General features: G+C 35.7%; 14 protein-coding genes. All 14 read right to left on the bottom strand.

Annotated features, from left to right (window positions below; all coding sequences use genetic code 11):
• Positions 1 to 4: 4 nt before the first annotated feature.
• The 14 genes from ACQKN4_RS01060 to ACQKN4_RS00995 all read right to left on the bottom strand — a co-directional run bounded on the left by ACQKN4_RS01060 (position 5) and on the right by ACQKN4_RS00995 (position 13,007).
• Positions 5 to 1,222, bottom strand: a complete 1,218-nt coding sequence (locus tag ACQKN4_RS01060; protein ID WP_427481765.1) for a UDP-glucose dehydrogenase family protein — start codon at positions 1,220 to 1,222, stop codon at positions 5 to 7.
• Positions 1,219 to 2,106: a UTP--glucose-1-phosphate uridylyltransferase GalU gene (gene galU / locus ACQKN4_RS01055; protein ID WP_427481763.1), complete on the bottom strand. Its 888-nt coding sequence runs from the start codon at positions 2,104 to 2,106 to the stop codon at positions 1,219 to 1,221. The genes ACQKN4_RS01060 and galU overlap by 4 nt, the downstream gene beginning before the upstream one ends.
• Positions 2,107 to 3,045 (bottom strand): UDP-glucuronic acid decarboxylase family protein, encoded by a 939-nt coding sequence (locus ACQKN4_RS01050; RefSeq protein WP_427481761.1) that lies wholly within the window; start codon positions 3,043 to 3,045, stop codon positions 2,107 to 2,109.
• On the bottom strand, positions 3,045 to 4,019 hold the full coding sequence (gene pseB / locus ACQKN4_RS01045) for a UDP-N-acetylglucosamine 4,6-dehydratase (inverting) (protein WP_427481759.1): 975 nt from the start codon (positions 4,017 to 4,019) through the stop codon (positions 3,045 to 3,047). The genes ACQKN4_RS01050 and pseB overlap by 1 nt, the downstream gene beginning before the upstream one ends.
• A gap of 121 nt (positions 4,020 to 4,140) precedes the next feature.
• Positions 4,141 to 5,340: a motility associated factor glycosyltransferase family protein gene (locus ACQKN4_RS01040; protein WP_427481757.1), complete on the bottom strand. Its 1,200-nt coding sequence runs from the start codon at positions 5,338 to 5,340 to the stop codon at positions 4,141 to 4,143.
• Positions 5,340 to 5,684, bottom strand: a complete 345-nt coding sequence (locus tag ACQKN4_RS01035; RefSeq protein ID WP_427481755.1) for a hypothetical protein — start codon at positions 5,682 to 5,684, stop codon at positions 5,340 to 5,342. Before ACQKN4_RS01035 ends, ACQKN4_RS01040 begins: the two co-directional genes overlap by 1 nt.
• The gene (locus ACQKN4_RS01030; RefSeq protein WP_427481753.1) at positions 5,677 to 7,377 is read right to left on the bottom strand and encodes a motility associated factor glycosyltransferase family protein; all 1,701 of its coding nucleotides are present in this window, start codon (positions 7,375 to 7,377) and stop codon (positions 5,677 to 5,679) included. The genes ACQKN4_RS01035 and ACQKN4_RS01030 overlap by 8 nt, the downstream gene beginning before the upstream one ends.
• Before the next feature lie 85 nt (positions 7,378 to 7,462).
• On the bottom strand, positions 7,463 to 8,377 hold the full coding sequence (hag, locus tag ACQKN4_RS01025; RefSeq protein ID WP_427481751.1) for a flagellin Hag: 915 nt from the start codon (positions 8,375 to 8,377) through the stop codon (positions 7,463 to 7,465).
• A gap of 201 nt (positions 8,378 to 8,578) precedes the next feature.
• The gene (csrA, locus tag ACQKN4_RS01020; protein WP_323645554.1) at positions 8,579 to 8,797 is read right to left on the bottom strand and encodes a carbon storage regulator CsrA; all 219 of its coding nucleotides are present in this window, start codon (positions 8,795 to 8,797) and stop codon (positions 8,579 to 8,581) included.
• Positions 8,797 to 9,240, bottom strand: a complete 444-nt coding sequence (fliW, locus tag ACQKN4_RS01015) for a flagellar assembly protein FliW (protein ID WP_427481749.1) — start codon at positions 9,238 to 9,240, stop codon at positions 8,797 to 8,799. The genes csrA and fliW overlap by 1 nt, the downstream gene beginning before the upstream one ends.
• 16 nt (positions 9,241 to 9,256) lie before the next feature.
• Positions 9,257 to 9,820, bottom strand: coding sequence for a DUF6470 family protein (locus tag ACQKN4_RS01010; protein WP_427481747.1), 564 nt, complete (start codon positions 9,818 to 9,820; stop codon positions 9,257 to 9,259).
• Positions 9,821 to 9,924: 104 nt separating this feature from the next.
• On the bottom strand, positions 9,925 to 10,842 hold the full coding sequence (flgL, locus tag ACQKN4_RS01005) for a flagellar hook-associated protein FlgL (protein ID WP_427481745.1): 918 nt from the start codon (positions 10,840 to 10,842) through the stop codon (positions 9,925 to 9,927).
• Positions 10,843 to 10,883: 41 nt separating this feature from the next.
• Complete coding sequence (gene flgK / locus ACQKN4_RS01000; protein ID WP_427481744.1) at positions 10,884 to 12,440, bottom strand: flagellar hook-associated protein FlgK; 1,557 nt, start codon at positions 12,438 to 12,440, stop codon at positions 10,884 to 10,886.
• Positions 12,441 to 12,506: 66 nt separating this feature from the next.
• On the bottom strand, positions 12,507 to 13,007 hold the full coding sequence (locus ACQKN4_RS00995) for a flagellar protein FlgN (protein WP_079559478.1): 501 nt from the start codon (positions 13,005 to 13,007) through the stop codon (positions 12,507 to 12,509).
• Between the last annotated feature and the right edge of the window lie 21 nt (positions 13,008 to 13,028).

Raw genomic sequence — 13,028 nt, 5'->3', positions numbered from 1 at the left:
CGTATTATTTCTTCAACATATATCTTCCGTCAAATACTACCATTTCGTTAGATATTTCTTTAACTATCTCTTTAAATTCATTCCACTCTGTAACCAATAATATAACTTCAGAAGTTTCAATGACTTCATTCACTGAGTCTACACAGCAGGGCAAATGTTTTACAACAGGATCATATGCTTTCACAAGTGCCCCACGTTTTTTCAATTCTTCAATTAAATAAATCGATGGAGCCTCACGTAAATCATCTGTATTTGGTTTAAATGCTAGTCCTAATATACCAATTGCTTTACCAATTACATCATCATTAAAATAATCTAGTACCTTTTGTAAAAATAGCTGTTGTTGTCTAAAGTTTACCTTAATCGCAGATTCTATAATTGTCATAGGATTGCCATTTTCTCTTCCTAAATAAGCAATTGCTTCTGTATCTTTCGGGAAGCATGAACCTCCATATCCTAGACCGGGATTTAAGAAAGCACGGCCTATTCTATGGTCCATACCCATTCCATCTGCCACATCTAATACACTAACACCAACTTTTTCGCAAAGGTTTGCAATCTCATTAATATAACTAATTTTTACTGCTAAAAACGCATTTGCTGCATACTTAATCATTTCTGCACTTCGACGATTTGTTCGAATGATTGGTAATTTTAGTGGTTTATACAATTGCTCTATTTTATCACCAATTACTTCTGATTCGGCACCTATGACGATTCGATCGGCATGAAATGTATCATGAATCGCAAAGCCTTCACGCAAAAACTCTGGGTTGGAAACAATATCAACGCATGCATTCACTATGAGATGCTTTTCAATTATTGTTTTTATTAAATCATTCGTTCCGACTGGCACAGTGCTTTTTACAACAACAATTGTGTCACGTATAATATTTAAAGCGATGTCCTTAGCTGCTTGCTTAATATAACTTAAATCTGGAGCCCCACTTTCACTTTGTGGTGTCCCAACTGCAATAAATACAATTTCAGCCTCTTTAAACGCCTCTTTATGGCTCATTGTAAAAGATAATCGATTTTTCCCAATATTTCTCATCATTAAATCATCTAACCCTGGCTCATAAATTGGCGACTTGCCTGACTTTAAAGATTTCACTTTATTTTCATCAATATCAATACAAGTAACTGTATGACCAATCTCAGAAAGTACTACGCCTGTTACAAGGCCTACATATCCAGTACCAATCACCGCTACATTCATCATGATTGTCCCACCTTTTGTACAACTTCTTTTAAGTATGTTAAAACGTCCTCTTTTAAATCCTCACGCTCTAATGCAAAGTCAATCGTCGCCTGTACAAATCCAAACTTACTGCCACAATCATATAACATCCCCTTTACATCATGTGCCACGATTCGCTCCGATTGATTGAGTAGCTCAATTGCATCTGTTAACTGAATCTCATCTCCAGTACCAGGCTGAATTACTTTCAATGCATTAAAAATGGTTGGTTTTAACACATAACGCCCCATAATCGCTAGATTTGAAGGAGCTTCCTTAGCATTTGGCTTCTCGACGAAGCCTTTTACCTCTATAGCTTTGCCTTTTACAACTTCACCATCTGGATTAATGACACCATATTGATTGACTACATCCATGCCTACTGCTTGTACACCGATTACTGAAGTTTGTTCCTTTTCATACGTTTCGATGAGTTGAGCCAATGCAGGCTTCTCTGCTTGTAGAATAATATCTCCTAATAGTACGGCAAACGGTTCATCACCAATAAAACGATGTGCACAATATATTGCATCACCAAGGCCTTTCGCCTCTTTTTGACGGATATAATGAATGTTCGCTAAATTTGAAATCGCTTGGATTTGCTCAAGTTCGTCCCATTTTCTCTTTTTTATCAGTAGTTCTTCCAGCTCATAGGTTTTATCGAAATGGTCTTCAATGGAACGCTTGTTACGGCCGCTAATAATAATAATATCTTCAATCCCAGATGCAACTGCTTCTTCTACTATGTACTGAATTGTCGGTTTATCTACAATTGGTAACATTTCTTTCGGCTGCGCCTTCGTTGCTGGCAAAAAGCGTGTGCCTAGCCCAGCAGCTGGAATTACCGCTTTCCGTACTTTTTGCATTTACACCCGCTCCTTAAAATAGGCAATTGTTTTTTGAAGCCCTTCATCAAGCATGACAGTCGGCTCCCAATTCAGCAGTCTTTTTGCTTCATCTATAACTGGCTTGCGCTGCTTCGGATCATCTTGGGGCAGTAGCTTAAATTGTAGTGTTGTATCGTTACCTGTCCATCTCATTACTTTCTCTGCTAACTGTAACATTGTAAATTCATTTGGATTACCCAAATTTAAAGGTCCTGTGATTTCCTTTGGTGTTTCCATTAAGAGCAAGAAGCCTTCTATAAGATCATCCACATAGCAAAATGAACGTGTTTGTTGACCATCACCATATACAGTAAGATGCTTATTTTGTAATGATTGTACGATAAAGTTGCTTACGACACGTCCATCTTTTACATCCATACGTGGTCCATATGTATTAAAAATACGGGCAATTTTTATTTCGATATCGTACATTCTCGCATAATCAAAAAATAGAGTTTCTGCGCCACGTTTCCCCTCATCATAGCAGCTACGAATACCAATCGGATTGACATTTCCCCAGTAATGCTCTGTTTGTGGGTGCACTAATGGATCACCATAAATCTCCGATGTAGAAGCTTGGAAAATTTTTGCCCCTGTCTTTCGAGCAAGTTCAAGTAAATGTAATACTCCAAGTACACTCGTTTTAAATGTATGTATCGGGTCAGATTGATAATGTACTGGACTCGCGGGACATGCTAAATTATAAATTTCATCAAAATGACCAAGTTCAGGGAATGACTCCGTAACATCATGTTGGATAAATGTAATTCGCTCATTAAAAAGAAAATGCTCAATATTATCTAGAGAACCTGTCTTTAAGTTATCGATACAAACAATCTCATGCCCTTGTTCAAGTAATCTGTCAATTAAATGTGACCCTAAGAAGCCTGCTCCGCCTGTTACTAAAATCCGTTTCACTATAACATGCCCTCCATGAATTCATGCAATTCTTCAATCGTTAACCATTCCTTATTCTTATCACTCGTATATGCAAACCCCATAGGTAATTCTTTACCTCCTTCTGCAAACGTCTTTGACCACCAAGGAAACTCAGGCTGAATAACATAGTATGTATCAAACTCCACCGTATGACGAGCATCATCTTCCATAATCATCGCTTCATGTAATTTTTCTCCTGGGCGAATACCAACAATCTCTATTTTGCACTCTGGTGCAATGGCTTTTGCTAAATCTATAACTCTCATACTTGGAATTTTAGGAACAAAAATTTCTCCTCCATGCATGCGCTCTAAATTATCGAGCACAAACTGTACACCTTGATCTAATGTTATCCAAAATCTTGTCATTCGTTCATCTGTAACTGGCAATGTCCCTGTCTTTTTTATCTTTTTAAAGAAAGGCACCACACTACCACGACTACCAGCTACATTGCCATAACGAACAACGGCAAAGCTTGTTTTTTTATCACCAACATAGGCATTAGCAGCTACGAATAATTTATCTGAAGCTAGTTTCGTCGCTCCATATAAATTTACAGGACTGCATGCTTTATCCGTAGAAAGAGCAATTACTTTTTCCACTCCACAATCTATAGCTGCTTCAATAATATTTTGTGCACCGTGTATATTTGTTTTGACCGCTTCAAATGGATTATATTCACAAGCATCAACATGTTTCATTGCTGCTGCATGAATAACAATATCTACACCGTTAAAAGCTCGATATAGACGATCTTTATCTCTAACATCTCCGATAAAGAAACGAATTCGATCATCATGAAACTCTTGTTTCATTTCATACTGCTTTAGTTCATCACGACTAAAAACAATTATTTTTTTTACACCAAGTGTTAATGCTTTATGTATAAATTTCTTCCCAAATGAACCTGTTCCACCTGTGACAAGAACTGTTTTATTTTTTAATACGTTCATAGTGCGTATATCTCCATTCTAATTCATTCATTTTATGTATTTTATTATATAACCAACTTCTAACTATATATATCGACAAAATTCCTCAATAATAAATAAAAACCTACATCTCAGTAGGCTTTTAATTTGAATTAACAATTCTATTCAGTTCATTTTGGTTTATACATGGTACTTTAGGTATAAAAACACCTTGCACTGATGTAGTATAAAGTTTTATTGACATTCGTTTAGCCTTATTTTCTATCCATCTTGTATAGACTTGCAAATTCGGTGTCGTATAAACTAAAGAGCCATCATTAGCAAGAACTTCTCTTATATTTAAATCATCACTCACTGCCCGTCCAGATGTAGAACCTTTGGCATGAGTTTGATTACCTACAAAACCTAGATCTTGTCCAAATAAAATAATCTCTTCAAAATCCAAATATTCTAGTAAGCTAATAGCAACTGTAGATACAGAGCCCCCCGTCTCAAGCAAAGGCATTTTATGTTTTTCTGCAGCTACCTCGGCTAAAGGATACCCTTGTTGAAATATTATATAAGAGTCTCCCTCATGATTGATAACAGTTTCGGCATTAGCAGTGCTTAAAAAATATAATGGCCCTAGATATCCTGAACCTTCAATTTGTTTAATAATGTCAGGCTTTGCATCTGAAATTACAGTTGCTGTCGGTGTTATTCCATTTAGCAATAATAATTTTAATGCAGAGCCTACTACAAATACTTCAACTTTATCCTGTATCCCCTTTAACCAGCTTACTGTGTTATTAAGTGATGGGCCTGAGGCAACAATACATGCAATTTTCTTTTTATATATTGGGTAATTTCGTATTTTGGGAGATATTTGCATGTTGCAGTTGAAATTATTTTCCATCAAATCAGCAGACCTTTTATAGGTTACTTGATTAATTTTTATATCTTCTAAATATGTAAATAGTGGATGGTCTTGTCCAATTGCTTTTATCCAACTACCGGGAATCAGCACCTGGGTCTTTTCATTCAATATAAAATCTTTCAAATCATGAATAACTTCTATTTTTAATAGTAAATCATCATATTCTTTGTTATTCAAAAATAATTCATATTCTAATTTTTCAAAGAAATATACAATGACTCTTTTACCTTTTGCTAATTGTGCTAATCTTTCCGCATGATAGCCAAGACCTAGACCGATTAAGAAATATTGGTCCATGGATTCCTCAAACTCACTATCTATCCATTTCCAAGCATCTTCCCTAGGTCTATATTTACTATAAACCGCATAATTATTTAACGTTAATGTTGCTTCTCCATTTTTCGCGGTAGCAACTTCCCAGTTCATTAGTTTTCAAACCCTTCAATTGGCGATAGTTGTTCAAAAAATGGTGCAATTTCATATTCAAACATATCTGCAACTAATACATAATCTTGGAGTTCTAGCCCACTATTTATTTCATTTAAAAACTCATGAATTTGTTCAACTGGTAAGTTAACTGTTACTTTATTTTTAGAAAGTAAATCGCTTGCTTCCACTAACCAGCCCATTCCTTCTGAAAACTGTAAAATCATTTGCATAGCTTCTGGTACTTCATCTTTACGTAAATGTTCTGCAATCTGAATACTTCCTGAAGATACTTTTAAAATATATTCATTGTAACTATTAACTACTTCCATTACTTCACTCATTGTTTTCAACCTCACTATTTTCTAATACATTTTTGATACACTGCTCTGTATAATTTATAGCATCTTGTAGCTGTGTATATAACGCTTTAGTTTGCCTATTAACCCGATTAAACGTTTCAGTTGTAGTTTCATTTTCCACTGGTAAATAATGATTTAATATATCTATTGTAATAGAATTAGTCATTGGCTCCATAGGAATTTTATCAAGAAGTTTATTAACTTTCTTCTCTATACTATCTAATTTCTTTAGAGCTTTTTGATCGATCTGATTTAATGACTCTATTTTTTTTACAATAGTTAACCCTTTAATTAATAATTCTTTTAGTTCATTTAAATTAATAGTAATTTTTTTTAATTTATCATGAATATCCAAGTGTAGGCTAGTATCATTTACTTTTGTTACTTTAGATATTTCTATATCACTTGCAAATTTCTTTAGAAATCCTTCGAAAGTTAGCTGCTCAAATCCATTTATCTTAATACCGCCTTCAGTACAATTAAAATAAGGTGCATCTGGCTTTCTTACCATGATAAGGGCTTCAAAATCTAATTTCATTGATTGGAAGACAGGATTTGTCCAAACAGGCTCTCCATAAAACCCTTCAACTTGAAAAGCTTCTTGTTCTTTAATAAATGCTTCATCAATCTTTCTAGCATTTTTATTGTTTGCAGCATGTGTTAAATTATCGGTATACGCTAAATCCTGACCGATTAATGCAATTGGCCCAGACGAAATATAATGGGCGATATTAAAAGCAGCATGTGCCACACTGCCGCCATACTCTAAAGTAGGCAATTTTAAATTTAACTCTTTTTCAAGGTAATTTGATAATTTATTGAAACTATGTGTTCCAATTAAATATCCTCTTTGCGAGAAAGATTCTCTAACCTTATAGTGATTTTGCATACTATAAATTATTTCAGCATTTATTAAGTCCAATTGTTTAAAATGGTTATAATTTGGTTCGCCACCATCTATTGTTACAACATAATCAGGCTCAATATCATTACTTAATAATGAATTAGTCGTTGAGCCAGCTGAAATTAATATCATATTATTTCTATATTTTTTTAATAAAGGTATTTGTTTCGTTAAAGAAGGGCCCCCAGAAGCTATCACTACAGGGCAATTATATTGTTTATGTAATTTCTCAATTGTACAATCTTCGTTAAGATTACGTAAATTTTCAATAAAATTACGTTGCCATTCTTTCGCATAGCGTATTAACGTATAATCATTTGTCCTATTTTTATATTGTAGTTCAACTATTTTTTTCAGCAATTCTTTGTACTCATTCGGGAATACTTTTTCATAATTTGGAGTACATATCGTTTTAAATGATACACGTGTATTTGCAGCAATCTCATTTATATAAAGCTCGAATATAGGAATAACCGTACTATTAAACGCAAATAGATTAGATGCTTGGTGTTTAAGTTCTAAAGTTTGGTTATTAAATAAAGGATCTACTACGATTATATTTTCTTCAAATGATCTACGATTTAATAACGCTTCTACAATATAACCACATCCATAACCAAAAATGATATGAGTGTGATGTGGTGTATATTGGCGATCTACTAATTGTTCAGCTTCTTTAACAGGGTTATATTTACTATGTATAAAATACTCATTTATTTTTAATGTCTCATCACCATTTTTAGCTTGCAAGAACTCAACATTTATACTCAAAACGTATCACCTCAATACTTCTATCAACATTGATTTAAATATTTAAAAAAACCTCTAGCCAAAGCTAGAGGTTTAGCGTTTAAAATTAACCTAATAATTGTAGAACGCCTTGTGGTTGTTGGTTAGCTTGAGCTAACATAGATTGTGCAGCTTGCATTAAGATGTTGTTCTTAGTGAAGCCCATCATCTCTTTAGCCATATCTGTGTCACGGATACGTGATTCAGCAGCTGTTAAGTTTTCAGAAGTTGCGCCTAAGTTGTTAATAGTGTGCTCTAGACGGTTTTGAACCGCACCTAAAGATGCACGAGTTTCAGATACACGGTTTAATGCTTTATCGATAACTGTGATTGAGTTATTAGCAGATGTTTGAGTTGAGATGTTAACACCTTTACCGATTTTGTCTGTAGAAGCTAATGCATCTACTTTTCCTGTAATTGCATCTACACCAAGTGCTTTTGCAGACATATCACCAATGCTTAAGTTGATTGATTGACTAGAGTTCGCACCGATATGGAATACTTTTCCGCCTTTTGCAGTTGCATTGTTGATATCGAAGTTTGCTGAATCGATTTTACCACCAAATTTACCGTCAAGTAATTTTTGAGTGTTGAACTCAGTGTCTGTAGAAATACGAGTGATTTCTTCTGATAAAGAGTTGATTTCTAATTGAAGTGCAGCACGGTCAGAAGTTACGTTTGTATCGTTCGCAGATTGTACTGATAGTTCACGCATACGTTGTAGGATAGCGTGAGTTTCGTTAAGAGCACCCTCAGCAGTTTGGATTAAAGAGATTGAGTCTTGAGCGTTTTTAGTTGCCATGTCAAGACCACGGATTTGTCCGCGCATTTTTTCAGAGATTGCTAAACCAGCAGCGTCATCGCCAGCACGGTTGATTTTGTAACCTGAAGATAATTTCTCAAGGTTTTTAGAAGCTTGAGTGTTGTTGAAAGCAAGGTTACGGTGTGTATTTAAAGCTGAAATGTTGTGTTGAATTCTCATTTGGAATTCCTCCTTGAATGTTTGTTTTTGTCATTCCACATCCGTGTGGAATGTTCGGATTAGGTAGTATGTATGTACTTCCTGCCCCTTACAATTTATATATCGTATTTAGTTGGAAATGTTTAATAGTTTTTCGAAAGTTTTTTTATTTTTTTATGTAATAGATTACTAATTTAAAATTATCACTAAAAAACGTAGTCTTTATTTTTTCTTTAGCTGTTCCAAGAAGCTTGAGGATGCTGTTAAAGCTTCTCTATTTTGCGCTTGAATAGCTTCAAAAACTTCGGAGCGGTGTACTTTAACTGTTTTTGGCGCAACAATGCCGATTTTAATTTGCTCACCTTCGACAGCCAATATTTTAATTTCAATTTGATCGCCTATCATGATAGATTCATCTTTTTTTCGAGAAAGTACTAACATTATTCCGCACTTCCTTCCAATGTTTGCATTGGGTAGCGTAGTGGATAGGATTTATTATCTTGCAGGACTATTTGTTTACCACACTTTTTATCCATGTTAACGATTATAGGTGCAAGCAAATTAATCGTTGATTCCTGGAATGTTTCCTTCATTGTAACTATAGAGTATGTAAGTACATTCTCTTCCTTTTCAATTTGTAGTTGGCTACGATCATCTTCGCTTATATCAAAACTGTAGTCTTTTTTGAAGGCGAACGGATAGGCAACTACAAAGCCAATTTCTGCATTATCAACAGATTGCAGTATCGCTAAAGGAAGTTCTGCATCTATAGGTAATAATACGAATTTTTTTTCATTCTCTAATCCAAGTAAACCATGTTCAAATTTTAAGATGTCCTGTTCCTCAATTTCGATTTCACCTAAAAATTTAGTAGCAATTTTCATTCTTTTATACGCTCCTTTAAATGACGACATTGATATCAACATCCGGTCTTTGTACCATTGTACCAGTTACTTTTCCTGGCGTGTATTCGTGTATTGGTTTGTTCACTTTTGCGTCAATTATTGGCTCTCTCCGCTGAATATTGACATCAGTTGTACCTGGTGTATAGTCTATTTTCACAGAACCTACTGATGGTACAAATTTAATATTAAATGGGGTACGGTGTGGACCATGATTTTGTTTAGCGATATTTTGGATAGTTGCACGGCCTTGGTCTTTACCAGCGCTGACCATCATTTGACGTCCCTCTCTCGCTCTACGTGCCATTCCCTGTAGATTCTCTTGTTTTCCTTTTTCTGCGTAGTTGGCACTTGATTCTAATGGACCTATCATCCCAATATCCCGCCTTGCCTGAGAAGAGTCTATTTTTAAAATGCCTTTAGTCGTACGAATTTCTAAAATAGCGGCTGGCTGTTCAATATGCTGTGTTGCTTTTGGTTGTTTAATAGATTGTTGTGGTTTTGATATATTAAGACTTAATTTTGCATCTGTTGTATGAATTTGAATTTGTGGGAGTCTCATCTGCTTCTCTCCTTTCAAGAAAAGCGTCTGAACAAAATGTCCAAACGCTTCTTTTAATCTTATTCGTTAAGATCTATTGTCGAATTTAAATAGGTAAAACTGTTTTATCTAATAAAATCTACTAATGTTTGTTGAATAATTTTCGCACCAACAGAAAGTGCAGCTTGATGAATTGATTCACTAGTAACCATTTCCGTAATAGCCTTCGCATAATCAACATCTTCATTATCGGACAACTGCTTTGTTACACTTACCTCACGGATAGAAAGGCGATTCTCCATTAACTCTACACGATTTTGACGTGCCCCAACATCAGCCTGAGCCTCGAGAATTTTATTATGCATCGCTGTAATATCATCGCCTTTACTTTGTTCAGCTACTCCCCCAAGCGCATTACCGATTTCTTCACCAGTAGCTGGCCCACCAGCACGATTAGGATCTAAAAGATCTGAAATTTTCCCCATCATGTCATCAACATTTTGAAAAAGTTCAGCTCCAGGAGTATTCACTTTCATCTGAATACCATCATAAACTTCAATAACTACATCTTCTGAGTTTACTTTTGTTGGATCAATTTTACCATTTTCAAACAACGGCTGAGTAGTACGTGTTCCGCTGAAAATATAACGATCGGCAATCTTTGTGTTTCCTACATCTTGAATTTGCTGACGAATTTGATCAATTTCAGACTTGATTTTCGCACGCTCGTCCGGTGTATTCGTATCGTTAGCCGCTTGAATAACGAGCTCACGAACACGCTTCATCTGTTCACCAACTTGGTTGAGCGATTCGTCTGTTGTGTCTAACCAGTTATTAACCTCATTCATATTACGTGTATATTGTTCAACTTGACCTAAATCACGGCGATAGCCCATTCCTTTTACTGCTATTACAGGATCATCAGAAGGGCGAGTAATTTTAGAACTTGACATGATTTGATCTTGCAGCTTAGACATTTTACTGTAGCTATTATTTAAGTTTAAAAGCATGTTATTGGATAACATGGATTGTGTTACGCGCATATTTTTAAAAGCCCCTTTCTATCTTAATGCTAGAGTATTTTCTATAGTCCTACACGGCCCATGCCGTTAATGATTTTGTCTAATGTTTCATCGACAACTGTAATCATACGTGCGTTGGCATTATATGCTTGTTGGAACGTAATCATATTTGTCATTTCCTCATCAAGGGACACAGAACTTACTGAAGCACGGTTACCTGAAAGTGTTACTAATAATTTTTGAGAAGTCATGTTTAAGCGATAAGCTTCTTCACCATCAGTTCCTAGTTTTCCAATCATCCCTTGATAGAAGGAGTTAAACGTCGCACCATCTAAATCGGCTTGGCTTTTTGATTGAAGATTAGCGAGTTCAAGTGCAAATTTACCATTTCCTTCTTCATTTGCCGCATCAGATGCAGCTAATTTAGAAGGATCTTTTAAAAATTCATCATTTACCTTAATATTGCCTGCAGTTATTGGTAATCCATCTTCCGTAGTAAAGAAATCTAAACCATTTTGAACACCTGTTAAATCATAACCTTGCTTATGCATTTTATTGAAGGCTTCAGCAAATTTAACTGCCAATTTATTAAGGTCAGCTAATGTTTCGACGTAATACCCTTTTGGTCCACCTGGACTATCGTATCCGTACGAATCAATAAGAGATAACATTTTCCCTTTACCTGGTTCTAACTGGTCATATGTAATGGTTTCTGATGTACCAAGTCCACTTACTTGAATAGATGAGAACACATTGGACAAGTCGTTGCCATTAATTTGCTTGGAACCACTTGGATCTGCGACAGTGCCATTTACTTCAATAGTAGCAAAGTCTCTACCATTCACTAGCTCAATCTCTTTATCTGTACCATATGGCTTGAATACAACTGTCACGCTTCCTTCTGCCACAGCACTAGCATTTCCGCCTGATGGGACACGTTTAATGGATACAGGTATGTAATTATTTAATTCATCGATTAAAACATCACGTGCATCGTATAAGTCGTTCGGTACATGACCATTCGGTTCTACTTCCTGCACTTGTTTATTGATGGCAGCAATTTGCTTTAAGAGCGAATTAATACGATTCGTCGCTACATTAATTTCATTTCCTAAATTGCCTTGAATTGTTTTTATCTGCTTGTCCATATATCTAAATGATTCAGCTAGGTGGTCAGCACGTTGTATCGCTACTTTACGGGAGGCTGTATTTTCTGGGTTTGTGCTGACATCTTGAAGACCTTTCCAGAACTGTTCTAATGCTGCGTTTAAACCATATTGAGACGGTTCGTCCATTATATCTTCCATTTGAGAAATCGCATTTGAACGTGATTCCCAATAGCCTAGTTTGTTTGTTTCTTGACGGAATTGACGATCAACAAATTCATCACGCATACGTTGAATCGATCCCGCTTCAACCCCAGTTCCTAGATGCCCTGGATAGTTAGGTTGATTTAAACCAGCTTGTGGGAAACCTTGTGTTGCTTGCATATTTACTCGTTGGCGAGAGTAACCTAATGTATTTGCATTGGAAATATTATGTCCTGTTGTATATAGAGCTGTTTGTTGTGTAAATAAACCGCGTTTACTAGCTTCTAAGCCCATAAATGTTGAGCGCATTCTTTTTCCTCCTTTTTATGAACATTTATAATTCCAAGCAAATGTTTCTTGCATGGGCGCAAGAAACTAAGCTTGAGAATCAAAAAATGATTTTTTAGCAACCTTATTTGTTCCACGTATCTCACTACCAGAGTAGTTCATTTGCTCGTTCTGAGGTCGTAAGGAACCCATTGTCAGATTGACAAATTGTAGTGATTGGAACACGAGTTTTTGATTTAAATCGTTTTGTTTTTTTAAGTCATTGACAATTTGCAATAATCGATTGCGAACAGCTGAGAGCGTGTCTTTTTCAGTCTGTTGTTCAGCGGCCTCGATGACATCAGCGACAGTTGCTTTGTCAGTTGAAGCAAATCCTTTTGCCCCAAGGTAATCCGTTACCTGTTTCTGACGCTGTTGCTCGAGCTTGTCGATGGCTGCTACATGTGCCTGCTCATCCTTGAGCATTTGGTCCAGTGCTTCAATATCGCCAGCTGTAATGATTTCAGTTTTTTTTATAGCTAATTCAAGTAAGCTTTTATGCATTCTTTCTAGTTTTGTTAGTGTAGAACAAATCGTTTCTACAGACATATTGCGAAGCACCCTTTCTGA

It is taken from the genome of Lysinibacillus sp. NPDC093692, assembly GCF_050280125.1.
Lineage (GTDB): Bacteria > Bacillota > Bacilli > Bacillales_A > Planococcaceae > Lysinibacillus.
The sequence above is the reverse complement of the archived record's forward strand: the minus strand, read 5'-3'. Positions and strand labels throughout refer to the sequence as shown.

Excerpts from the sequence above, each read along its gene's own strand:
- ACQKN4_RS01060 (WP_427481765.1), bottom strand. The coding sequence starts at position 1,222 with ATGATGAATGTAGCGGTGATTGGTACTGGATATGTAGGCCTTGTAACA.
- galU (WP_427481763.1), bottom strand. The coding sequence starts at position 2,106 with ATGCAAAAAGTACGGAAAGCGGTAATTCCAGCTGCTGGGCTAGGCACA.
- pseB (WP_427481759.1), bottom strand. The coding sequence starts at position 4,019 with ATGAACGTATTAAAAAATAAAACAGTTCTTGTCACAGGTGGAACAGGT.
- ACQKN4_RS01040 (WP_427481757.1), bottom strand. The coding sequence starts at position 5,340 with ATGAACTGGGAAGTTGCTACCGCGAAAAATGGAGAAGCAACATTAACG.
- ACQKN4_RS01035 (WP_427481755.1), bottom strand. The coding sequence starts at position 5,684 with ATGAGTGAAGTAATGGAAGTAGTTAATAGTTACAATGAATATATTTTA.
- hag (WP_427481751.1), bottom strand. The coding sequence starts at position 8,377 with ATGAGAATTCAACACAACATTTCAGCTTTAAATACACACCGTAACCTT.
- csrA (WP_323645554.1), bottom strand. The coding sequence starts at position 8,797 with ATGTTAGTACTTTCTCGAAAAAAAGATGAATCTATCATGATAGGCGAT.
- fliW (WP_427481749.1), bottom strand. The coding sequence starts at position 9,240 with ATGAAAATTGCTACTAAATTTTTAGGTGAAATCGAAATTGAGGAACAG.
- ACQKN4_RS01010 (WP_427481747.1), bottom strand. The coding sequence starts at position 9,820 with ATGAGACTCCCACAAATTCAAATTCATACAACAGATGCAAAATTAAGT.
- flgL (WP_427481745.1), bottom strand. The coding sequence starts at position 10,842 with ATGCGCGTAACACAATCCATGTTATCCAATAACATGCTTTTAAACTTA.
- flgK (WP_427481744.1), bottom strand. The coding sequence starts at position 12,440 with ATGCGCTCAACATTTATGGGCTTAGAAGCTAGTAAACGCGGTTTATTT.
- ACQKN4_RS00995 (WP_079559478.1), bottom strand. The coding sequence starts at position 13,007 with ATGTCTGTAGAAACGATTTGTTCTACACTAACAAAACTAGAAAGAATG.